Source organism: Kurthia senegalensis (assembly GCF_000285595.1).
GTDB lineage: Bacteria > Bacillota > Bacilli > Bacillales_A > Planococcaceae > Kurthia > Kurthia senegalensis.
Genome location: NZ_HE611064.1, coordinates 861628 through 886128 on the forward strand (window position 1 = coordinate 861628; position 24501 = coordinate 886128).

Annotated in this window: 21 protein-coding genes; all 21 read right to left on the reverse strand. The window is 39.5% G+C overall.

Going from position 1 to position 24501, the window contains the following annotated elements:
* Nucleotides 1-124: 124 nt before the first annotated feature.
* The 21 genes from KSHG_RS19085 to KSHG_RS04630 all read right to left on the reverse strand — a co-directional run bounded on the left by KSHG_RS19085 (nucleotide 125) and on the right by KSHG_RS04630 (nucleotide 24474).
* On the reverse strand, nucleotides 125-238 hold the full coding sequence (locus tag KSHG_RS19085; RefSeq protein ID WP_315970506.1) for a winged helix-turn-helix transcriptional regulator: 114 nt from the start codon (nucleotides 236-238) through the stop codon (nucleotides 125-127).
* A gap of 1017 nt (nucleotides 239-1255) precedes the next feature.
* Entirely contained in the window at nucleotides 1256-2278 is a 1023-nt protein-coding gene (locus KSHG_RS04530) for an L-threonylcarbamoyladenylate synthase (RefSeq protein WP_010302463.1), read from the reverse strand.
* 57 nt (nucleotides 2279-2335) lie between these two features.
* Complete coding sequence (prmC, locus tag KSHG_RS04535; protein ID WP_010302469.1) at nucleotides 2336-3199, reverse strand: peptide chain release factor N(5)-glutamine methyltransferase; 864 nt, start codon at nucleotides 3197-3199, stop codon at nucleotides 2336-2338.
* On the reverse strand, nucleotides 3183-4262 hold the full coding sequence (gene prfA / locus KSHG_RS04540; protein WP_010302470.1) for a peptide chain release factor 1: 1080 nt from the start codon (nucleotides 4260-4262) through the stop codon (nucleotides 3183-3185). The genes prmC and prfA overlap by 17 nt, the downstream gene beginning before the upstream one ends.
* A 174-nt stretch (nucleotides 4263-4436) precedes the next feature.
* Nucleotides 4437-5039 carry a thymidine kinase gene (locus KSHG_RS04545; protein ID WP_010302473.1) on the reverse strand — a complete coding sequence of 201 codons (603 nt, stop codon included), beginning with the start codon at nucleotides 5037-5039 and terminating at the stop codon, nucleotides 4437-4439.
* Between the two features lie 200 nt (nucleotides 5040-5239).
* Nucleotides 5240-5440 carry a 50S ribosomal protein L31 gene (rpmE, locus tag KSHG_RS04550; RefSeq protein ID WP_010302476.1) on the reverse strand — a complete coding sequence of 67 codons (201 nt, stop codon included), beginning with the start codon at nucleotides 5438-5440 and terminating at the stop codon, nucleotides 5240-5242.
* Nucleotides 5441-5616: 176 nt separating this feature from the next.
* Nucleotides 5617-6906, reverse strand: coding sequence for a transcription termination factor Rho (rho, locus tag KSHG_RS04555; protein ID WP_010302479.1), 1290 nt, complete (start codon nucleotides 6904-6906; stop codon nucleotides 5617-5619).
* A gap of 218 nt (nucleotides 6907-7124) precedes the next feature.
* Nucleotides 7125-8093, reverse strand: a complete 969-nt coding sequence (gene glpX / locus KSHG_RS04560) for a class II fructose-bisphosphatase (protein WP_010302482.1) — start codon at nucleotides 8091-8093, stop codon at nucleotides 7125-7127.
* A gap of 135 nt (nucleotides 8094-8228) precedes the next feature.
* On the reverse strand, nucleotides 8229-9488 hold the full coding sequence (locus tag KSHG_RS04565) for a UDP-N-acetylglucosamine 1-carboxyvinyltransferase (protein WP_010302485.1): 1260 nt from the start codon (nucleotides 9486-9488) through the stop codon (nucleotides 8229-8231).
* Between the two features lie 94 nt (nucleotides 9489-9582).
* Entirely contained in the window at nucleotides 9583-10230 is a 648-nt protein-coding gene (gene fsa, locus KSHG_RS04570) for a fructose-6-phosphate aldolase (RefSeq protein WP_010302488.1), read from the reverse strand.
* An 87-nt stretch (nucleotides 10231-10317) separates the two neighbouring features.
* A complete protein-coding gene (gene fba, locus KSHG_RS04575; RefSeq protein WP_010302492.1) occupies nucleotides 10318-11172 on the reverse strand; it encodes a class II fructose-1,6-bisphosphate aldolase in 855 nt (284 codons plus the stop codon).
* Between the two features lie 103 nt (nucleotides 11173-11275).
* Entirely contained in the window at nucleotides 11276-11635 is a 360-nt protein-coding gene (locus KSHG_RS04580) for a response regulator (RefSeq protein ID WP_235728344.1), read from the reverse strand.
* Between the two features lie 98 nt (nucleotides 11636-11733).
* Nucleotides 11734-12309: an ATP-binding cassette domain-containing protein gene (locus KSHG_RS04585; RefSeq protein WP_010302499.1), complete on the reverse strand. Its 576-nt coding sequence runs from the start codon at nucleotides 12307-12309 to the stop codon at nucleotides 11734-11736.
* An 85-nt stretch (nucleotides 12310-12394) separates the two neighbouring features.
* Nucleotides 12395-13321: a hypothetical protein gene (locus KSHG_RS04595; protein ID WP_010302502.1), complete on the reverse strand. Its 927-nt coding sequence runs from the start codon at nucleotides 13319-13321 to the stop codon at nucleotides 12395-12397.
* Nucleotides 13318-14472, reverse strand: a complete 1155-nt coding sequence (locus KSHG_RS04600; protein ID WP_010302504.1) for an ABC transporter permease — start codon at nucleotides 14470-14472, stop codon at nucleotides 13318-13320. Before KSHG_RS04600 ends, KSHG_RS04595 begins: the two co-directional genes overlap by 4 nt.
* 19 nt (nucleotides 14473-14491) lie before the next feature.
* A complete protein-coding gene (locus tag KSHG_RS04605) occupies nucleotides 14492-15976 on the reverse strand; it encodes a DUF6583 family protein (protein WP_010302507.1) in 1485 nt (494 codons plus the stop codon).
* A gap of 136 nt (nucleotides 15977-16112) precedes the next feature.
* Nucleotides 16113-17702 (reverse strand): CTP synthase, encoded by a 1590-nt coding sequence (locus tag KSHG_RS04610; protein WP_010302509.1) that lies wholly within the window; start codon nucleotides 17700-17702, stop codon nucleotides 16113-16115.
* 214 nt (nucleotides 17703-17916) lie between these two features.
* On the reverse strand, nucleotides 17917-18429 hold the full coding sequence (gene rpoE, locus KSHG_RS04615) for a DNA-directed RNA polymerase subunit delta (RefSeq protein WP_010302513.1): 513 nt from the start codon (nucleotides 18427-18429) through the stop codon (nucleotides 17917-17919).
* A gap of 314 nt (nucleotides 18430-18743) precedes the next feature.
* Complete coding sequence (gene icmF / locus KSHG_RS04620; RefSeq protein WP_010302519.1) at nucleotides 18744-21971, reverse strand: fused isobutyryl-CoA mutase/GTPase IcmF; 3228 nt, start codon at nucleotides 21969-21971, stop codon at nucleotides 18744-18746.
* Nucleotides 21972-22047: 76 nt separating this feature from the next.
* On the reverse strand, nucleotides 22048-23208 hold the full coding sequence (locus KSHG_RS04625; RefSeq protein ID WP_010302522.1) for an acyl-CoA dehydrogenase: 1161 nt from the start codon (nucleotides 23206-23208) through the stop codon (nucleotides 22048-22050).
* 84 nt (nucleotides 23209-23292) lie between these two features.
* Nucleotides 23293-24474, reverse strand: coding sequence for an acetyl-CoA C-acetyltransferase (locus KSHG_RS04630; RefSeq protein WP_010302526.1), 1182 nt, complete (start codon nucleotides 24472-24474; stop codon nucleotides 23293-23295).
* Between the last annotated feature and the right edge of the window lie 27 nt (nucleotides 24475-24501).

The following is a 24501-nucleotide window of genomic DNA, read 5'->3' on the forward strand; positions in this document are numbered from 1 at the left end:
TCATATTAGGTCAAAAAACATAGAAAAGCGTGAATTTCTTTCCAAATTCTATGACAAAATATGCACATATTGTGTAAAGTTAATCATTTTTCCAATTGGAATGGCATTGGCTTTGCCGCTTGCATCAAATGTTGAACATGCTTCGTATCCACTGTTGCATTTGAATTAATACCGGGCCCATCTTCTTATCATAAGTCGTAATCGAGTACTCTACTTTCGGGGGAACTTGCAGGTACATTATCCGATACACGATGTCATGATCTGCTAATTTTCTCAGTTGGCTCGTTACTATTTTTTGTAATGAATGGAGTCACTCGCCACAATTTACTAAATCGTAGTTGTTCACTCAAAATTAAATGAAATAAAATAATCAGCTTCCGTTTTCCTACAATGGTGTCTAGCGCTGCTTTTATTCCACTATTGCACTTTTTCGAGTGTCATTCATTTGGCTTTGTCGTCATGCCATTCACTCATTTCAACAAAGTAAGTATCTTTTAGAATACTACGGCACATTTACGTACCTACTTCCTCAATTGACACTACTATTTTAAAATAAAGTGAATTCAAAAAGCAAAAGAGTTTATTTCATATGTCTATCTTTTTATGAGTTTTACAAATCATTTTAGTACTACTATTCGCTTTGTCAGGACTAAATAAAATAGCAAAAGGAAGTGATGGAATCAGTCGTCATGATTGGAACTGACCTACGAAAGTGAGACAGTGAAAAAGATGCTTCTTTTAAGCCAAATTTGACGGACGCTTTCCTGGGGCATGACATGGAACGTTTCAATTAATTTTTCTTCAAACGTTCCTTTTCCATACGATCTTGTTTACCGATTAGTTGTTATAAACAATGCAACTCCCTGTTTTCATACCACTTCACCATTGATAAAGTTGACTATCATTTTTAATTCCACATACGTTCATCATTTCATCTTCATCACTTTCCTTTTTATTTCGTATGAATATTTTTTCCATCAAAAAACACTTCCAAAGATTTGATCCCTTTGAAAGTGTCTTTTTCTTTTTATGTTGTCTCAGATTTTTAGGTCCGTTCCATTGGAATAAAATCGTGAATGTCTTTTTTCGTCTGCTAGACAGCCGTTATTCTCCATTTCGGACGACGCTTTTCGCGAGAGTGCAAAAGTATCACGTATAAAAATAGAGGGGGTGACGCCGAACTTGGCATCCCCTCCTCTACTAAAAACTGAATTATTTACTTATGTCTCAGTTTAATATTTTTAAACGAGCTTTATTATTTTTGATACCAATGTCCACCCGCAGATTTTTCAAGTCGGTTCATAATGGCAGAACCAACACCTGAGCGATCTGTCACTGTTGCAAGTACGATGTCTGCATTCGTACTATTACAAGAGCGAAGGGCATCATAAAGGTGAGCGGCCATTTGCTCATGGCTTCCGTCTCCAAATGTAAAGAACCAATCGGCTCCTAGTTGTTGAAACGCATCGGGTGCAAGAAGAGCAATTTTATTTCCTTTTGCACGCAGGTCTGTGATGGCTTCTTGTACTAGTTGTTCATCACATTGGATTTGATAGACCGGCGCATTCGGTGCATAGTGTGTATATTTCATACCGGGTGCTTTTGGCGCTCCGGCTTTTTGTTCGATATGTGTTGGTTCATTTACGGGACCGATTAATTGTTCGAACATTTCTTTCGTAATACCACCTGGACGAAGAATGGTCGGTGTCTCAAGTGTTAAATCGATGACTGTTGATTCAACACCGATGCCTGTAGCACCACCATCTAAAATAAGAGGAATTCGACTTTTCAAATCTTCTTCAACATGGATGCCTTCTGTCGGACTCGGTTTACCGCTCGTATTCGCACTCGGCGCAGCAACAGGTTCGTCTAGTTGGCGAAGTAATCGAAGTGCAACAGGATGGTTCGGCATACGAATACCGACCGTATCAAGCCCAGCGGTTACTTTCGTCGAAAGCGTTCCTGGTTTTACTTTGCAAATGACCGTTAGTGGACCCGGCCAAAAAGCTTTCATACAAGCTTTTGCTTTTTCTGAAAGATCCTCGACATAGCGGTCCAATTGTTCAAAAGAGCCGATATGCACGATAAGTGGATTATCAGATGGGCGACCTTTTGCGCCATAAATTTTTGATACAGCATCGTCATCCGTAGCAATGCCACCTAAGCCGTATACGGTTTCCGTTGGGAAAGCAACGACTTCTCCTGCTTTTAATAAAGCGACCGCTTCATCGAATGCAAGGTTTTCTGTTCCATCTACGATTACTCGTTTTGTTTCCATTTTGATCATTTCCTCCTTCCAAAAAAGGTTTGTCCTCCTTTTTTGGACAATTGCTAGTTAATTGTTTAATTCACAAAATACGATACGGTCTTGCCCGAACATATCTTTGACGATGTCGACGGTTGCTTTCGGGAAGTGCTGACGGAAAAATGTTGCCACGGCTTCTCCTTGTAAATAACCGATTTCGACGCCAATTAATGCACGTTCATTCATCATCGCCGGTAGTTGTTCCGCTAATTTGCGATAAAGTTGTAAACCTTGTTCTTCTGCAAATAAGGCTGTATGCGGTTCATGTTTAATGACCGTTTCATCCATCACATCCACTTCATCGAAAGCGATGTATGGTGGATTCGATAAAATTACGTCCCATTTTTTATGTTGTAATGGTGCTGTCAAATCCCCTTGTAAAAACTGAATTTGTGCATCTAATGCTATAGCATTTCGTTTTGCTACTTCTAATGCAGCTTCTGAAAGATCCGTCGCTGTCACATTTGTTACAGGACGTTCGCATTTCATTGAAATCGCTATAGCGCCACTGCCGGTGCCGATATCTGCCAATTCAATTGGCTGTTCCCCGAATAATCGATCGATCCGTTGTAGCGTATAGTGTACAAGTTCTTCCGTTTCGGGTCTTGGAATTAGCACCGCTTCATCTACGTAAAAATCACGTCCATAAAACTGTTCTGTTTTTGTAATATATTGTACAGGCATACCATCAATATGCATTTGAATAACATGTTCGAATTCTGCCAACACATCTTGTGACAGTTCATCACGCATACTCATAACTAAATTCGTATAGTCGATATGCAGTACGTATTGCATTAAAATTTTGGCGGCATTTGCTTCACGATCATGAGCTTCTAAAATAGAAGAAGCCCAATCAAGGGCTTCAAAAACTCGCTTAGAATCGTTGTTCATTTAAGGCATCCAATTTTTGAGCTTGTTCTTCCATAATTAACGCATCGATGACGTCTTCTAATTTACCGTCAATGATTTGGTCTAATTTTTGGATTGTTAAACCGATACGGTGATCTGTTACGCGGTTTTGAGGATAGTTGTACGTACGAATACGTTCAGAGCGGTCACCTGTCCCAACAGCTGATTTACGTTCTGCATCGTATTTAGATTGTTCTTCTTGTTGTAACTTATCGTAAACACGTGCACGAAGGATTTTCATCGCTTTTTCACGGTTTTTAAGTTGAGAACGTTCATCTTGCATCGCAACGACAACGCCTGTTGGAATATGCGTCATACGAACAGCTGATGCTGTTTTATTGACGTGCTGACCACCGGCACCTGATGCGTGATAAATATCGACACGGATATCTTTATCTTGTAAATCAAGTTCTACTTCTGCTGCTTCAGGCATAACGACTACTGTCGCTGTAGATGTATGAACACGGCCTTGTGATTCCGTTTCAGGAACACGTTGTACACGGTGTGCACCGTTTTCATATTTCAATTTAGAATAAACATCGCTACCAGAAATCATAATAACGATCTCTTTATAGCCACCTAATTCTGTTGGGTTTGCAGAAACGATTTCTGTTTTCCAACCTTGTGTTTCTGCATATTTACTATACATACGGAATAGTGAGTTTGCGAATAATGCTGCTTCGTCGCCACCAGCTGCACCACGAATTTCCATGATAATATTTTTACCATCGTTCGGGTCTTTTGGAATTAATAATACTTTCATTTTTTCTTCTAACGCAGGGATTTGAGCATCAAGTTCTTTTAACTCTTCTTGCTCCATTTCCTTCATTTCAGCATCTTCTTCAATCTCGATTAATTCTTTTGTTTCTTCGATTTGCTCTTTGATTGATTTGTATTCACGGTAAACAGTAACTGTTTCTTGAATATCAGATTGCTCTTTTGAAAACTGCGCTAATTTTTTTGAATCAGATACGATATCTGGGTCACTTAGAAGTTCGTTCAAACGTTCATAACGATCCTCGACTGCTTGTAGGCGATCAAACATTTATTTTCACCTAGTCCTTTCTTTATCTATATTTTATTACTTCTTTACATAATCATGATGTTGCTTCCTTCAATAGTATAAAGAAAAAGAGTAACATGTGCTACTCTTTTCGAAACACGCTATTCTCTATTGTACTATGAAAAGCGCATTTTAGGTCATGTAAAAACGTATTGTTTACTTTACTTCATCTAATTGCGTCACACCTGTAGGTACGTAATGGTGATGACGGCAACGTGGTTCGTATGCTTCTGATGCACCAACTAAAATAATCGGATCGTCCGCTTTCGCAGGTTCTCCATTAATTAAACGTTGTGTGCGACTTGCAGGTGAACCACATTCGCTACATACTGCTTGAAGTTTCGTCACTTGTTCTGCGATTGCCATTAAATAGGGCATCGGTCCAAATGGAACTCCTTTAAAATCTTGGTCAAGGCCTGCTAAAATTACACGATACCCGTGGTCCGCTAATTTTTGTACTGCTTCAATGATATCTTGCCCAAAGAATTGTGCTTCATCAATGGCGATTACATCGTACTCATCATCAATATATGACCACATTTCTTCCGCTTTCTCGATTGGATGTGCAATAACAGTTGTCCCGTTATGGCTTACAACGGCTTCTTCACTGTATCGATTATCGATTTTTGGCTTAAATACAGCAATTTTTTGTTTAGCAAATTGTGCGCGACGTACTCGACGGATTAACTCTTCCGACTTTCCAGAAAACATACTCCCGCAAATTACTTCAATCCAGCCATTCTGTGTCATAACGTACATGTATGATTAGGCCCCTTTCTCTTAAATGTCTACAGTCTATCATAACAAAAAAGAGACCTTTACTGGCTCTTTTTTTATGCTAATTATTAAAAATATATGAAATCATAACGTGTTTATGCTACACGATTTTTAATTTTGTGGCAAGAAAAATACCTGCCATGCACGGATGCAAGACAGGTACTCTTCTACTTAAATAAAAATTATTTAAGGTTGTATTTTTTGTTGAAGCGATCAACACGACCGTCAGCTGATGCGAATTTTTGGCGACCAGTGTAGAATGGGTGACATTCGTTACAGAATTCGACAACGATGTTTTCTTTTACTGAGCCTACTTTGAAAGTGTTACCGCATGAGCAAGTTACTGTTGCTTCTTTAAAATCTGGGTGGATACCTTGTTTCATAGTTAGATGTTCTCCTCTCGCCCTGAACCATCTGGAACAGAGTTATTTATACGGTTGCCTTACGCGGACCATTTACACCGCATATGCAACACATAACATTTGCATTATGAACACAATAATATCAAATCTTATTGTGAATTGCAATGAATTTTTCTTAATTTACGTCGTACGGCATACTATTTAGAAAGAATCCCCTTACCGTTTCGTTGTTCCTTCGATTTCTCATCTAACGCTTCAAAAAATTCATCATTCGTTTTCGTTACGCGTAATTTACGTAAAAACTTCTCCGTAAAATCAGGCGAATCTGAAAATGTTTTGCGAATTGCCCATAGTTTATTCAAACGGCTCTTCTCAATTAACAATTCTTCCTTGCGCGTTCCTGAGCGACGAATATTAATCGCGGGGAAAATACGGCGTTCCGCTAAAGCGCGGTCTAAATGTAATTCCATATTTCCTGTTCCTTTGAACTCTTCATAAATCACTTCATCCATTCGTGAACCAGTTTCAACGAGCGCAGTCGCTAAAATCGTTAAGCTACCGCCTTCTTCGATATTTCGTGCTGCACCGAAGAAACGTTTTGGACGGTGAAACGCTGCAGGATCAATCCCACCCGATAACGTACGGCCACTCGGTGGAATGACTAAATTATAAGCGCGTGCTAAACGTGTAATTGAGTCCATTAAAATGATGACGTCACGTTTGTGTTCAACGAGGCGCATCGCACGTTCAAGTACAAGTTCTGCAACTTTCACGTGATTTTCTGGACGTTCATCAAACGTAGAAGAAACGACATCTGCTTTTACAGAACGTTCAATGTCCGTCACTTCTTCTGGACGCTCATCAATTAGTAGAACGATTAATTCTGCTTCTGGATGTTGTTCAGTAATCGCATTTGCCACTTCTTTTAATAAGGATGTTTTCCCTGCTTTCGGTGGTGCAACGATTAACCCACGTTGCCCAAACCCAACAGGTGATACTAAATCTATAATTCTTGTAGAAATACGACCTTTTGACGTTTCTAATTTAATTTGGCGATCCGGGTAAAGTGGTGTAAGTCCTGGGAAGTGGACACGCTCTTTTGCAGTTTCTGGATTTTCTCCATTTACGGCTTCTACGTGTAACAGTCCATAATAACGCTCATTTTCTTTTGGTGGACGTACTTTCCCTGTCACCTTATCACCATTTCGTAGGCTAAAACGACGAATTTGAGATGCAGAAATATAAATATCTTCTGAACTTGGGGAATAGTTGATCGGACGTAAATATCCGTAACCATCTTGATCCATAATTTCTAGGACACCTTCCATGAAGAAATATCCTTCTAATTCAGCACGAGATTTTAAAATCGAAAAAATAAGTTCTTTTTTCGTCAACTTACTATAGTAAGAAATCTTGTAATCACGCGCTAAAGCATATAACTCTTTTAAAGTCATATTTTCCAACTGTGAAATCGTTAAATTTGCCATAAGCTTAACACCACTCTTTTTTAAAATATTGTCTATTGTCTTCTCTATTATAATATAAGGGAAAGTCTGGAAACAGTAAATTTATCATAAAGAAATAATATGGGATATTCAAAAGTTTTACTTTGCCATCATTTTGTCAAAAAGCAAAATGTACTTAGTAGAAACTTCTGAATATCCCATTGTAATAATGAATTACTTATTTATATTTTTCTTTAAAATTAATCTTTAATGTATAAGTTTGGTTTTTTATCTAAACGGTGACGTCCTTCTACGAAACGAACAGTACCTGATTTAGCACGCATAACAACTGATTCTGTTGTACAGTGACCACCTTTGAATTGAACACCTTTTAATAGTTCACCGTCTGTTACACCAGTTGCTGCGAAGATAGCGTCATCGCCTTTTACAAGATCATTCATTTGTAAAATCGTATTAACAGCAATGCCCATCTTTTCGCAGCGAGCGATTTCTTCATCGTTAGATGGTACTAAACGGCCTTGGAAATCTCCGCCTAAACATTTAAGAGCGACTGCAGCGATTACGCCTTCTGGAGCTCCGCCAGTACCGAACATAATATCGACACCTGTTTCGTCAAATGCAGTGTTAATAGCGGCTGCTACATCACCGTCGTTGATAAATTTAATGCGAGCTCCTGCTGCACGAATTTCGTCTACGATTGGTTGATGACGTTCACGTTTTAATAATGTAGCGACAACGTCTTCTACATTTTTATTTTTTGCGGCTGCTACCGCTTTTAAGTTTTCTGTTACAGAAGCATCAAGATGTACTTTACCTGCTGCTTCTGGACCTACTGCGATTTTTTCCATATACATGTCTGGAGCATGAAGTAAGTTACCACGGTCAGCAATTGCTAATACTGTTAAAGCATTTCCGCTTCCTGCTGCTACAATATTTGTACCTTCAAGTGGGTCTACTGCGATATCCACTTGAGGACCGCTTTTATCTGAACCTAATTTTTCACCGATATAAAGCATTGGCGCTTCGTCCATTTCACCTTCACCGATTACTACTGTTGCGTCCATTGGAATAGAATCAAAAACTTGGCGCATTGCAGTTGTTGCTGCATCGTCCGCTTCCATTTTAAGTCCACGGCCCATCCATCGTGCTGATGCGATTGCTGCTGCTTCTGTTACACGTACTACTTCCATTGATAAACTACGTTTCATGTTTTACTGTTCCTCCCGTTTACCCTTTATACTTGATTATGCGGGTATGGTTTAAAAACCAAATCTATTGTAGCACAGTTCTTATACAATTTATGGCTTTTTTCTAAAACTTCAAAAATGATATATTTTAGACGTTTATTCATCAATCGATATTTTCTCTATATTTGCTCCAATAAATTTCAATTTTTCTATTATATGTCCATATCCTCTTTCGATATGATGAATATCGTGAATAATTGTTTCGCCTTCCGCAATAAGTCCAGCGATAATCAGTGCTGCTCCGGCTCGTAAATCTGTAGCAGTGACTGTAGCACCAGAAAGTTTAGTTGGCCCATGAATAATTGAAGTCCGCCCTTCCACTTTCCCATTCGCACCCATACGATTTAATTCTGCGATATGTTTAAATCGTGCTGGATAAATGGTGTCTGTCACGACTGACGTTCCTTCTGCTTGCGTTAGCAACGTCGTAAGTGGCTGTTGTAAATCCGTCGGAAAGCCTGGGTAGACGAGTGTTTTTATGTCGACCGCTTTCATAGAGGTTACTTTCGGCACAATAATTTGTTCTTCTTTTTCAATGACTTCAATGCCCATTTCGCGCATTTTAGCTGTCAAAGGCTCCACATGCATCGGAATCACATTATCAATTGTAACGCCATCCCCTACTGCCGCAGCCATCACCATAAATGTTCCAGCCTCAATTCGGTCAGGAATAATCGTATGCGACGTTCCGTGAAGAGATTCCACACCGTCGATTCGTATTACGTTCGTACCCGCACCTTTTATGTTAGCACCCATGCTAGAAAGCAATGTCGCGACATCAATAATTTCTGGTTCTTTCGCCGCATTTTCAATGACCGTTTGACCTTCTGCTAAAACAGCGGCGAGCATAATGTTGATCGTTGCCCCTACGCTCGATACGTCTAAATATATTTTTGCACCGCGCAGTTTTTCTGCACGTAAATAAATTGCACCTTGCTCATTCGTTACCGTGGCACCGAGCGCTTCAAACCCTTTAATGTGCTGATCAATGGGACGAGGACCTAAATAACACCCTCCTGGTAAGCCGATTACTGCCTTTTTGAAGCGACCGAGCATTGCGCCCATCAAATAATACGAAGCACGTAGTTTTTTAACGTTACCATTCGGTAATGGCATATCAATCATTTTCGTTGGGTCAACGCACATCTCCCCATTTTCAAATGTCACGTCGCCACCGATTTCTTCTAACAATTCCTTTAAAGTCCATACGTCTAAAATTTCTGGTAATCCTTCAATCGTTACAGTCGAATCTGCTAAAATCGTCGCTGGGATCAATGCCACAGCACTATTTTTCGCACCACTTACTTTAATCGTCCCTTTTAAACGATTTCCGCCTTCCACTTTGAATACGTCCATGAAAAACTCTCCTTAATACAAATTTGTCCTGAAGCCGCACTCAATTCGTAAGTACTGCTTCAGGACTAATAAACGTTGTTTTAATTAAAATTGATTATTTATCTTTGTTAGCCCAGTCTTTCATGAAGCCTTCAATCCCTTTATCTGTAAGAGGGTGTTTAAATAATTGTTTTAATACTTTGTAAGGTGTTGTTGCAATATGTGCACCTGCAAGAGCTGCTTGTGTCACGTGTTGAGGGTGACGGATTGATGCAGCAATGATTTGTGAATCGATTTCATGAATCGCGAAAATTTCAGCGATTTCACGAATTAATTCTACGCCGTCGATTCCGATATCATCAAGACGACCGATGAATGGTGATACGTATGTAGCACCTGCACGAGCAGCCATTAATGCTTGGTTCGCAGAGAAGATTAATGTAACGTTTGTTTTGATTCCTTTTTTAGTTAAAGCTGAACAAGCTGTAAGACCTGCTTCAGTCATTGGAAGTTTCACTGTAATGTTTGGGTGGATTTTAGAAAGTTCTAAACCTTCTTCAATCATACCGTCTGCTTCTAATGAAATCACTTCACCAGAAACTGAACCGTCTACTAATTCAGCGATTTCTTTTAAACGATCGTGGAAAGAGATGTTTTTCTCTTTCGCTACTAAAGATGGGTTTGTTGTGACACCTGAAAGAATACCCCAAGCGTATGCTTCTTTGATTTCTTCAAAGTTAGCTGTATCGATGAAAAATTTCATTATTAAATTTCCTCCTAGAAAATATACGTTGTATTTACGAAAAATAGGAAGCTACGCATAACTGCCTAGCTTCCTTTTATTTTATAATTATGCTTTTTGGTTACTACCAAATTCACGAATTTTACCAATTACTGTTGCTTTAATTGCTTCACGTCCAGGACCTAAGTATTTACGAGGATCGTAAACTTTCGTATCATTCGCTAATATTTCACGAATTGCTGCTGTTTGAGCAATTTGGTTTTCTGTATTTACGTTGATTTTAGCTGTACCTAAAGAAATTGCTTTTTGAATGTCTGAAGTTGGGATACCTGAACCACCGTGTAATACTAATGGTAAATCCGCTAACTCAGAAATTTCTTTCATTTCTTTGAAGCCTAAGTTTGGTTCGCCGTGGTAAGGACCATGTACAGAACCTAATGCTGGAGCTAAACAATCAATTGCCGTTGCTTCAACCATTTTGCGACATTCTTCTGGATCTGCATACATAATACCGCCGATGACGCCATCTTCGTCGCCACCAACAGTACCTAATTCTGCTTCTACAGAAACACCATGTGCATGTGCGTATTCTACCACTTTAGAAGTAATTTCAATATTTTCTTCAAATGGGTGATGAGACGCATCAATCATAACAGATGTGAAACCAGCATCAATTGCCGCTTTACAGTTTTCGAAACTTGATCCGTGGTCAAGGTGAATCGCTACTGGAACTGAAATATTGTAGCTTTCGATTAAACCTTTCACCATATATACTACGGCTACGTAACCGCCCATATATTTCCCTGCACCTTCTGATACCCCTAGAATAACAGGTGATTTTTCTTCCTCAGCAGCTAATAAAATTGCTTGCACATATTCAAGATTGTTAATGTTGAATTGTCCAACTGCATATTTACCTTCTTTTGCTGTTTTTAGCATTTCTTTCATAGAAACTAAAGCCATAATAAAAATCCTCCTTCATGAATTCAAGCATAATATATTCATTACTCTTAAACAGTTCCATCATAACAAAAAGTCTGTTATTTTACTACTTATAGTAGACATCCTACATCAAATTATTGACTGTCGTACGGAGCTCTATAATATTGAATGGTTTCGTAAAGAAATGAAGAACGCCTAAAGCTTTCGCACGTTCAACTAACGATTGTTCTCCGTACGCTGTCATCATCATAATTTTCGTATTTTGCAAGCTCTGTTTCGTCTCTTCTAAAATTTCTACACCGGTCATACCAGGTAATTGCATATCAAGTAATAATGTATCGAAATGTTCCGTACTAATTAGTTTGATTGCTTCAAGTCCTGTACCCGCCGTTTTAATTTCATGTCCTTCATTTTTCAAAACTTCTTGGATAAGTACACGGATTCCCTCTTGATCATCTACGACTAAAATTTTCCCCAAATCCACCGCTCCCTTATATTTGTCCACTTCATACTACCATAAGATTACCGCAACCATTTAACTATATCCGTATAACGGAAAAATAGTTCATCATTCTTTCATTATTATTGCCATTGTACGAACGATTTCCCTTTTTCTAACAATAAATTCTCATAAAAAGGTTCTTTGCCGATAACGACTAATTGTTGATCGAAACGATCAATTTCATCCATTAAATGCGTCGTCATGACAATCGTACACGTTTGTTGTAGCTGCTCAAGCATTTGTTGAATGTTGATTCGTGACGCAAGGTCGATTCCGACAGTCGGCTCGTCCAACAATAAAATATTCGGATCTGACAATAATCCGATTAATAAATTTCCTTTTCTTTGCGTCCCACCCGATAGCTTCTTCACTTTCATCCGCATCATATTATCTAGCTGAAAGGCATGAATATACGCATCGATGCGCTCCTTCGAAATCGGGGTGTCTATTAACCCTAAAAAAAATTGAATATTTTCTTCTAGCGTTAAATGTTCCCATAAAGCAATTTCTTGTGGCACGTAACTCATCGACTTCTGACGTTGCTTCATCGTCATTTGTACGCCATCAAATAAAATGTCGCCACCTGACGTTTTTTCAATGCCTGCAATCATTTTTAATAACGTCGTCTTCCCGATGCCATTCGCTCCGATTAACAAAGTAATGCCATTTGTCGGAATATCCCCGTTAATATTTTCGTATATCGTTTTTTACGATACATTTTCTTTACATTTTTCAACGTAATCATATAATTCCTCCTAGTTGCACCATCCAAATTGTTGCAGTTACAACGGCTGCCCACAAAAATCCAATAAATAGTTGATGACTAACCATCGGAATACGTCGCATCACTTGAATCAGCCCGAACTCATACACGACACCGACAATCAAAGTAGTTGCAATCGCCGCACCCGATAGCGGAATGTGAATGAAGTAAGCTACGGCAATTACACTTACGGTAAATAAAATTCCATAGCTAAACGTATACAATACATCGAGTGACCAACTATTCGCTCGTAACGTTTTTATTTTTTGCCAGACAACACCTTGAAATAAATGACGATTCCATATAATTTGAAACACGAATACTAGTAAGATTGTCGTCATAAGACTACCGATTAAAACAGATGTTGGCGACCCCGCACGGCTGCTTTGAACGACGAGTTGCTCTTTCGGTTTCGTGCGCTCATATTGCTGAATAATCGGTTCAATTGATTGCTCAGAAAACGCTTTTGCTAAGTGCTTTTGAATTAAATAAGGTACTTGTTGTTCAAATAAAAGAAAGCTCACTCCTTCTTTTGCAATCGTACCCGATACGTTTTCTTGTACGTACAAAGGGAGCGTTCTTTTCAATTTATTCGCTTGAATTTTCTCTCCGTAATCTTTCGGAATGACGAGCAAAGCGACAACTTGTTGGCTTTCCACGAGCTTCGTCGGGAAAGATTCTGTCTCGTCAATTTCTGTTACGCGATATTCCGACTGCTTTAGCGCACGAACGACTGCCTCTGCTTGCGTGCTATGAGATAAATCTTGAATACCGATTGGTAAAGCCACTTGTTTTTGCTTTTCGAGCACCCATTGAAAGAGAACTGCCAATACGATAACGCTTAAAATTGTATACACGTAACCCCATTTATTTTTAATGAACAGCAGCGACGCAAAACTTCTCATCTTCGTTTCCTCCTTTTCACTAGAACAACGCTTAGGATGACCGCACCTACACAGCCCAACGCGAGTAACCACGTTGTGTTCCCTACATAGTTGTAGCTCGCAAGGTTTACGAGTTGGCGGAAATGCTCAACGAGTGGGTTTTCGGAGAACGTTTGCCACGGCCAATAAACTGGCGGAACAATGCTTCCCGATAATAAAAGAACGAGTGACAATGCCAAACATTTTAACAATAAAGTGACTCGATCATGTGCGAATAAATCAATTAAAAAGAGGAAAGTAATTGATATGACAAGAATGCTGAGCGCACTGCTAATCAAATAAAAACTATTGTACAGTTCAAAAGGAGAGCGTAAAAGTTTCAAAAGGAGGAATAACATCCCCATACTCAAAGTGACCGTATACAATGCCGATAAGCCGTGGCGAAAACATGTCATTCTTAATTTCGCTTGTGGATACATTTGCAAACGCGTATGCATCGCCTTCGTTTCATTCATTTTAAAAATCGTTTGGAATGTTAATAAAATAATGAGAGAGGCGACGAGCCATAGCGTCACACTATAATAGACGACCGTATTCGCTGCACGTACTTCTTCTACTTGAAAAACGAGTTCTCGGTCTAATGCGTTCGAAAATAAATCGAGCATAAAACCGATAATTTCATCGTCGGTCGCATTCTTATGAAAATGTCCATACGTTAAAATCGCTTTTTCCGATACGATAACACGGTCGTAAATTGACGTCGAAATATTTTTAAGCAACCATCCTTTCAACGATTGTTCATCGTATAAAACGACCTTTAATGGTAAACTCCCCGTCTTATAAAATGCTGACGTCGTTCCTTCCGGAATAAACATATAGCCGTCAATCGTTTCATCTTTCACTGCCTTTTTTGCTTGTTCCTCCGTTAATGTATGGACTTCTACTCGGTCCATCACCTCTTTTTTCTGTTCGACTGCCTTCATCAACAATTGCGTTTCTGTCGTTTGATCTTCGTCCACGATGCCAATTTGTAAAGACGTGACGCTTTTTTGTTGGGAGACGAATAAAAAAAGTGTCATAACGGCAAAAATAGCTACTACTACATAAAGTAGTAAGTAGCTATTTCTGCGTAAGAAAGAGTGATAGGCCTTCCATAATTGTTTGTTCCTCACAACCGCCACTCTCCCCTAATTAATATGTGCCGAACATGTCTTGCAAGTTTAATTGATTAACAATCGTAAATACGTTCGTTAATAGATTTCCTTGAACTTCTTCTAATTCAGCATCTGATAATGCATTTAAATCTTTTGCATTTTTCGTATCAAAATCAAGTTTAGCTTTTAACGTCGTATCCATATTGTAATGTACGACGATGTTATCGTCACCCATTGGGATCGTAATGTCGGCATTTGATTTTTGTTTGTTATTTTTCTTATCTGTATCCATCGTATAATCTGCCGTAACTGTAAATGGTTCAGTAGCTTCTTCGTCTTTCACTGCTACATCAATCGTCCCTTTACGTTCTGAGTCTTTTAATGTCGCTTTATTTTTAACAGTCACTTCAAATGGTGAAATACCCTCTTCATCAGATGAGGTTGTTAACGTGTAATCATCTTTCGCATCGTCTGTGCCAGTTGATGTCCCTTTTACATTAATCGCAAATCCCGTTTCATCAACAAATGTTGCGTCCATTTTCACGCCGTTATCAAATTGTTGTGTCGTATTGATTTTAGCTAATTCTTTACCGTCTTGTTTGATCACGATGTCACGTTTTAAAACGTCTTTACCGTCGATATAATTCGTTACAACGACTTCATCAACATTTACATTGTCCACTTCTTTTTGTAAATCGTCTAATAAAGAATCATACGATTGTTCACCGTAAACAGCTGAAGATGAATCATACATTTCTTTCAATTGTTTATCGTTGCGTAATTCTTTAATAATATTCGTTCCGACACGTTGTACGTCCGCTTTTTTCATCGTCATTGTAACCGCAGTTAATTTTTGTTCTTTATCGAAAATTTTCGTTGTCGCATCTTTTTTCTCAAATTGATCATCTTCTAATGAATCAACGATCACTTTAATATAACGTTGTTGAATGTCATTTAAATCTTCTACCGTTACATTTGAATCCATTAATTTGTTTAAATTAAGTGCATTCAAGTCCATTTCTTTCGGAGCAGATTCGCCTACTAATTTTTCATAAGCTTGTTCCATCTCGTCATTTTTGACCATTAATGTATCGTTGAAAAGTGGTGCTTTTACGTACTGTGCTTTATCATCTGAGAACCAAATGAAAGGATCTGTTGAACCACCACCAATTGTTGGTGTGAATGATACTTCAGATTTATTCGCTTTTGGATCGTGTGCTTGTACGAATTCAACATTCGTTGAGTCTAATAAACTCGTCGGAATACCAAATTCATTTAAAATACTTTCTGGCACATCGGCAGCTAATTTAATCACATTGCTATATGCCTCTTTAGCTGTTTTTTCTTGGAATTCTGTTTCTTGTTCAAATCGGCTATTCGCGTAATCACTATAGTCCTCTAACGATTTTTTCTCACTTAGTAAGAAAAGATTTTTAGGTGTATTCGTAAAGTAATAATAAGCTCCACCACCAGCGGCAGCTAACACAGCTAATATCGCTACGATAATTCCTACTTTTTTCATAATTCCACTCCTATTCTTCCTAAATAACGGCTTCATTTTCACCATTCCCTAGTCATTTTACCAATAAACAAAAAAGGCAATCAATCCACCATTAGTCATGATAGATTAATTGCCTGCTAATTATTTCTAATTATATTTATTTAAGAGAAGCACCAATGAAATCACGGAACAACGGTTGTGGACGTTGTGGACGTGATACGAATTCTGGGTGGAATTGTGCAGCCACGAAGAAGTCTTTTTCTGGTAGTTCGATAATTTCAGCTAAGCGACCATCTGGAGAAAGACCTGAGAATACAAGACCTTTTGCTTCCATTGCTTCGCGGAATTCATTGTTGAATTCATAACGGTGACGATGACGTTCGTATACTAAGTCTTCGCCGTAAATTTCACGTGCGCGTGAACCTTCTTTTAGTTTACATGGATATAAACCTAAACGAAGTGTACCGCCAAGATCTTCTACGTCTTCTTGATCTGGTAAAAGGTCAATAATTGGGAATTGTGTTTCAGCAAGTTCAGTTGAGTGCGCGCCTTCTAAACCTAGAACATTACGGGCAAATTCAACTGCCGCCATTTGCATACCCAAGCAAATACCTAAGAACGGTTTATTGTTTTCACGTGCGAATTTAATTGCTTCAATTTTACCTTCAACACCACGATCACCGAAGCCACCCGGCACTAAAATACCGTCAGCCTCTTGTAGTAATTGTGTCACATTTTCAGCATTCACATCTTCAGAATTAATCCAGTCGATTTGAATATCTGTATCATGTGCGTATCCAGCATGTTTTAAAGCTTCTGCAACGGAAATGTAGGCATCTTGTAGTTCAACATATTTCCCAACAAGCGCAATTTTCGTTGTTTTAGAAAGGTTTTTCACACGTTCTACTAATGCTTTCCATTCTGACATATCTGCGGCCGGTGCTTGAATGCCGAAGTGCGCAAGTACGATTGAATCTAAATCTTGTGCTTGAAGTGCTAATGGAATATCATATAGGCTTTCTGCATCGACACATTCGACAACTTCATGTGCTTCTACATCGCAAAATAACGCAATTTTTTCTTTCATACTTTGTGGAACTGGACGATCCGAACGTAACACTAACACATTTGGTTGGATACCTAAAGAACGTAACTCTTTTACTGAGTGTTGTGTTGGTTTTGTTTTCAATTCGCCTGAAGCTGCAATGTAAGGTACTAATGTACAGTGTAAATAAAGTACGTTATCACTACCTAAATCGCGTTTTAATTGACGAATTGCTTCTAAGAATGGAAGTGATTCAATATCGCCTACTGTACCGCCAATTTCCGTAATAACGATGTCTGCGCTTGTTTCGCGACCAGCACGTTGAATACGCTCTTTAATTTCATTTGTGATATGTGGAATAACTTGTACTGTCGCACCATTATAATCGCCACGACGTTCTTTTTTAAGAACAGATGAGTACACACGACCAGAAGTGACAGTTGAGTGTTTACCTAAATTGATGTCGATGAAACGTTCATAGTGTCCTAAATCTAAATCTGTTTCTGCTCCATCATCTGTTACGAACACTTCACCATGTTGGTACGGACTCATTGTCCCTGGGTCAAGGTTGATATATGGATCAAATTTTTGTGTAGTGACTTGTAAGCCACGATTTTTTAATAAACGACCGAGTGATGCAGCAGTAATTCCTTTACCTAGTGAAGATACAACGCCACCTGTTACGAAAATATATTTAGTCAATTTAGTTCCTCCTAATATGTTATTAAGTTATCCCAAAAGCTACTGTTATCAACAAATTTAACTTTTTGAAAAAACAAAAAAACGCCCCACCCGCAATAAAAATTGCAGGGGGAGCGTGAATTTACACGGTCATTCTCCTTTTTTAAGGAGCCCATATAGAAGGTTAAACGTTTTAAGTTTTAATGTCAAGAGTGGCAACTCAAAATATGAAAGACTATTTTAAATCGTCTTCCTCATCTTCATCGTCTTCTTCGTCTAATTCTAAATCGATATCGCCTTCTTCAACAACGTCAAGACCAGCTAACTCGTCTTCTTCTTCGTCGTCATCTAAATCAGCAGAATCATCGAAGTCATTTTCATCATCGTCTAATTCTAATTCTTCAGATTCGTCTTCATCGATTTCTAATTCTAGATCTTCGACTTCTTCGTGTTTGTGCGCTTTAACAGTCGGAGCAGTTTCTTCTTCAACTTGGTCAATTGCGTACCATTCACGTAGACCCCAACGATTTTCACCTAATACGATGAAACGTCCATCTATGTTCATATCTGTATAAAATTGAACGATTTCTGCTTTGATTTGGGCTTCAGTACGAGCGCCTAAATCTTTAATAACAGAGACGATTTCTTGGAAAGTAATCGGTTGTCCTTGTTCTACTAAAATACTATTTGCTAATTCGATTAATGATTCTTCAGCTAATTGGTCTTTTGATAATTCACGAAAATTCAATTCGTGCACGTCCTTTCTCTACTTAAACATAATAATTATTATATACATATTGTGCTACATTATGCCACATTCAATTACCTTTTTTAAACCGTCTTAAATTACGGAAAACGTAATAAAACAAATAGAACGCTAAAATTAAGATAGGTATAGCGCCCAATTGTTTATTATACAACATATACGTCCCGATGCAGCAAACGATTATAATTAAATAATGAATAATCTTCTCCATCTGTCAGGGAACTCCTCATAATATGCTTTTATTCGTACTATTATACAGAAAAATAGAGAAAAGCGTGAATCGTTCACTCATTTTTTTACATATTTCTTCGATATTTGCCCCCAACTTCATATAAAGCGTTCGTAATTTGGCCGAGTGATGCGTATCGAACCGTCTCCATCAATTGCTCAAAAATATTTCCACCACTGAGCGCAACACGTTGTAATTCTTTCAATTGTTGCTCGCCAACTTGTACGTGATCTCGTTTAAATTGTTCAACACTTTCAATTTGTTGCAGTTTTTCTTCTGTTGTCGCACGCGCCACTTCCATCGTGTCATATAACTCATCTGTCGCTTCATGTGGATTTAAATACGTATTCACCCCGATAATTGGCAGTTCTCCACTATGTTTCAAATGTTCATAGTACATCGATTCTTCTTGTATTTTTGAACGCTGATACTGCGTCTCCATCGCACCGAGTACGCCCCCACGGTCATTCATGCGTTCAAATTCTTCCAAAACTGCTTCCTCTACTAAATCCGTCAGTTGCTCTATAATATATGCACCTTGCAGCGGATTTTCATTTTTAGATAAACCGAGTTCTTTCGTAATAATTAATTGAATCGCCATCGCGCGACGAACGGATTGTTCTGTTGGCGTCGTAATCGCCTCATCAAAAGCATTCGTATGCAATGAATTACATTGATCTTGCAATGCCATTAGCGCTTGTAATGTCGTACGAATATCATTGAAATCAATTTCTTGCGCATGCAAGCTACGTCCAGACGTCTGAATGTGATATTTCAACTTTTGACTGCGCTCATTCGCACCGTATTTTTCACGCATAACGATTGCCCAAATGCGACGTGCAACACGCCCAATGACCGCATATTCTGCATCGAGTCCATTCGAGAAGAAGAACGATAAATTCGGTGCGAAATCATCAATTTTCATTCCACGACTTAAATAATATTCAACGAACGTAAAACCATTTGATAATGTGAAGGCGAGTTGTGAAATCGGGTTAGCACCTGCTTCTGCAATATGGTATCCCGAAATCGACACCGAATAATAATTTCGCACTTCATTATCAATGAAATATTGTTGAATATCCCCCATCATACGTAGCGCAAATTCCGTTGAAAAAATGCACGTATTTTGCCCTTGGTCTTCTTTCAAAATATCTGCTTGAACCGTTCCGCGTACGACGCGAAGCGTTTGCGCACGAATTGCTACCTTTTCCTCGTCTGTTAACGCACGTCCGAGTTTCTCGGTTTCTTGTTCGTATTGTTGATCGATTGCTGTATTTAAAAACATCGCTAAAATAATCGGTGCGGGTCCGTTAATCGTCATCGACACAGACGTAGAAGCGTCACATAAATCAAAGCCTTCATACAATTTTTTCATTTGTTCTAGCGTACAAACACTTACACCTGACTCGCCTACTTTACCGTAAATATCCGGACGCGTTGTCGGGTCTTCACCGTACAACGTAACCGAGTCAAAAGCTGTCGATAAGCGCTTCGCACGATCGTCTTTAGATAAGTAATGGAAGCGTCGATTCGTTCTTTCTGGTGTACCTTCTCCCGCAAACTGACGTTTCGGATCCTCTTCCTGTCTCTTGAACGGGAAAACCCCTGCTGTGAACGGGAAAGACCCTGGTACATTTTCACGATAAACGAATTGTAAAATCTCTCCGTAATCTTTCATTTGAGGCAAAGCAATTTTAGGTATTTTCGTTCCAGATAACGTCGTCGTTGTCAGCAATGTTCGAATTTCTTTTTCCCGAACGACGGATATGAATTCATCTCCCGCATACGAAGCTTTAAGCGTTTCCCAGTTTTCTAAAATCCGCGTTGATTCACGCGTTAGCTCTTCGTAAAGCGCTTTCATTTTTTCCCGTAAAATTGTTTGAACAGCCTCGTCTTCTAGTTGTTCAATAGCTCCTTCAAGTTGATATATTTTCCGTGCAATGTCTACTTGTGCAGCTGTCGATTGTTTATATTTACGTACCGTATCAACAATTTCTCGTAAATAAAATCGACGATCATTCGGGATGACAACTGTATTTTGCTGTACTTTTAATAATTCTAAATGTGCATCATCGAGATGACGATCGAATCCTTTTTGTTGCAAAGCACTTAACAACGATTCAAACAGACGATTCGTCCCTGCATCGTTAAATTGACTCGCAATCGTACCGTATACAGGTAATTGGTCTAGCGGTGTTGAAAAGAGTTCATGGTTTCGTTGATATTGTTTACGCACGTGATGCAAAGCATCCTCGGAACCTTTACGCTCAAATTTATTAATGACGACAAAATCCGCATAATCAATCATGTCGATTTTTTCAAGTTGTGTCGGCGCACCAAATTCACTCGTCATCACATACATTGAAATATCGGCAATTTTTGCGATAGCTGCATCGCCTTGTCCGATACCACTCGTCTCTACGATAATCAAATCAAAATCAGCCACTTTCACGACGTCCAACACTTCATTCAAATTCGCGGTCACTTCTGAATGAGAAGCTCTCGTTGCGAGAGAACGCATAAAAATACGCTCATCAAAAATCGCATTCATCCGAATACGGTCTCCTAATAATGCCCCGCCGGTTTTTTGCTTCGTCGGATCAATCGATAAAATGGCGATGCGCATTTGATTGTCTGTCATTAAAAATCGGCGAATTAATTCATCCGTCAAAGAACTTTTCCCTGCTCCACCCGTTCCTGTAATTCCTAATACAGGCGTATGTTTAGAACGTTGTCGCAGCGCTTCAACCAACTCAGTCGTTACGTGATTTTCGACGAGCGTAATCGCCTTCGCAATCACTTCTGGATGCGCAGTCGTCACATCGTCCATCGAAAATTCTTTTTCCGATACGACGGTTTCAAAGTCGCATTGTTCTAGCATCAAATTAATCATACCTTGCAATCCGAGTGTGCGACCGTCTTCCGGAGAAAATAAATGAGCGATGCCATACGCATGTAATTCCTTACGTTCCGCCGGCAAAATAACACCCCCGCCGCCGCCAAATATTTTAATGTGCCCCGCATTTTTTTCTTGTAATAAATCATACATATATTTAAAGAAGTCCACATGTCCACCTTGATAAGACGAAACCGCAATGCCTTGCACATCTTCTTGAATAGCTGCATCTACAATTTCTTCAACTGCTCGATTATGTCCGAGGTGAATGACTTCTGCACCACTTGATTGTAAAATACGACGCATAATGTTAATCGTCGCATCATGTCCATCGAATAAACTAGAAGCTGTCACGAATCGAACAGGATTTTTCAATTGATATACCGCTGTTTCCATCTGTATTTCCCCCTATATAAAAAGAGCGGTGACAATATTGTCATCGCTCTCCATTAGTTTAAACAAGTTGCAACGCTTACGCTTTTTGGAATGAGCGAATATTATTCTCTAAACCACGAGCAATAACCATACGTTGAATTTCTTGTGTACCTTCATAAATTTGAGTAATTTTCGCATCACGCATGAAGCGTTCTACTGGATATTCTTTCGTATACCCGTAACCACCGAATACTTGTACTGCATCCGTCGTTACTTTCATCGCTGTATCACCAGCCATTAATTTAGCCATCGCAGAAGCTTGACCGTACGGAAGTCCTTCCGATTCTAACCACGCTGCTTGATACGTTAAAAGACGAGAAGCTTCTGTTGAAGTGGCCATGTCTGCTAATTTAAAGCCAATTCCTTGGTTCGCTGAAATTGGTTTACCAAATTGAACACGTTGTGCTGCATATTCAACAGCTGCATCGACTGCACCTTGTGCGATACCGACTGCTTGTGCAGCAATACCGTTACGTCCACCGTCCAATGTTTTCATTGCGATTTTAAATCCTTCGCCTTCAGCACCTAAAACATTTTCTTTCGGTACGCGGCAATTATCGAAAATAATTTCCGTCGTCGCAGATGAACGAATACCCATCTTATGCTCTTCTTTACCTACGCCAAATCCTTCAAAACCTGATTCAACGATAAATGCTGTTGAGCTACGACGATCTTTCGGATCTAATAAAGCGAATACGACATAAATGTCTGCAACGCCACCGTTTGTAATGAAAATTTTCGAACCGTTTAAAATGTAGTCGTCTCCGTCGCGTGTCGCAACTGTTTTCATACCACCTGCATCACTACCAGAACTTGATTCTGTTAAGCAATAAGCACCGATTTTTTTACCTTCTGCGAGTGGGCGCAGATATTGTTGCTTTTGCTCTTCAGAACCAAATTTGTAAATAGGCCAACCTGCTAATGATGTGTGGGCTGATAACGTAACTGAAGTCGATGCACAAACACGTGCTAATTCTTCAATTGCGATACAGTATGCAAGGAAGTCCATTCCTGCACCACCGTATTCTTCAGGCCATGGAATGCCTGTCAAACCTAGCTCAGCCATCTTATCAAAAATCTCGCGATCAAAACGCGCTTCTTCATCGCGTACTGCTGCTGTTGGAGCGACTTCGTTTTCGGCGAAATCACGGACCATTTTTCGTAACATTTCGTGTTCATCTGATAATTTAAATTGCATGTTGTTTTCCCCCTATATCTGTATATCTGTTTTTTTGCAGCGTGCCCGTACTTTATTATTCAATTCAAGCGCGAACACTGAATTTTAAACTTCAATCATAATGGCATCTCCTTGACCGCCGCCTGAACAAATAGCCGCAATACCGATTCCGCCACCTTGCCTTTTCAATTGATGCGCGAGCGTTAAAATGATGCGGGTGCCGCTCGCCCCAATTGGATGTCCGAGTGCAACTGCTCCACCGTTGACATTCATTTTTTCTGTATTTAGTTTCGCAAAATCTTTCGCGATTAATGCGACGACTGCGAACGCTTCATTAATTTCAAATAAATCGATATCTTCTAATGATTTATTCGTTTTCTTCAACAATTTTTGAATCGCGATTCCCGGTGTTTCGGGGAATCTACTCGCTTCTACCGCAACTGTCGTATGCCCAATAATCGTCGCAAGCGGCTCTATTTGACGTCGCTCTGCTTCTTCGTCCGACATTAAGACGAGTGCTGCTGCACCGTCATTAATACCGGGCGCATTCCCAGCTGTAACTGTCCCATCATCGTTAAAAGCTGGCTTTAATCGTTGGAGCACTTCTACAGTCGTTCCGTTGCGTGGCGCTTCATCTTGTACGAGCGTCGTCACATTCCCTTTGCGATCTTGTTTTTCGATTGAAATGAGTTCGTCCGTAAAGCGACGATTTTCAATCGCATCGACCGCCAATTGTTGACTTCGTGTCGCCCATAAATCTTGATCCAGACGCGTAATAGAAAAACTTCTCGCTGAAGCGTCTCCATATGCCCCCATATGAATATGTTCTGGATGGAAGGCACATGTTAGACCGTCTGTTAATACGTCGTCTAAAAGAACCGCATTGCCCATTCTCGAACCGAAACGATTCGTCGGTGCTAAATATGGCGCATTTGACATCGACTCCATACCACCCGCTACGATTACATTCGCATCGCCGCTTCGGATAATTTGATCTGCTAACGTGACGCTTCGCATGCCAGAAGCACATACTTTATTAATTGTCTCCGTCGGTACGTTCATCGGAATGCCCGCTTTATGCGCTGCTTGTCGAGAAGGAATTTGTCCCTGTCCCGCTTGTAAAACAGACCCCATAATGACTTCTTCAATTTCCTGTGGTGCAATACGAGCTGCTTCAAGAGCACCTTGAATCGCAAAACCACCTAAATCACTCGCGGTAAAACTTGATAACATGCCGCCAAATTTCCCAAAAGGCGTTCGCTTCCCTGCTACAATTACTGTTTTCAACGTCTGCAACCCCTTTTGACTTTCATC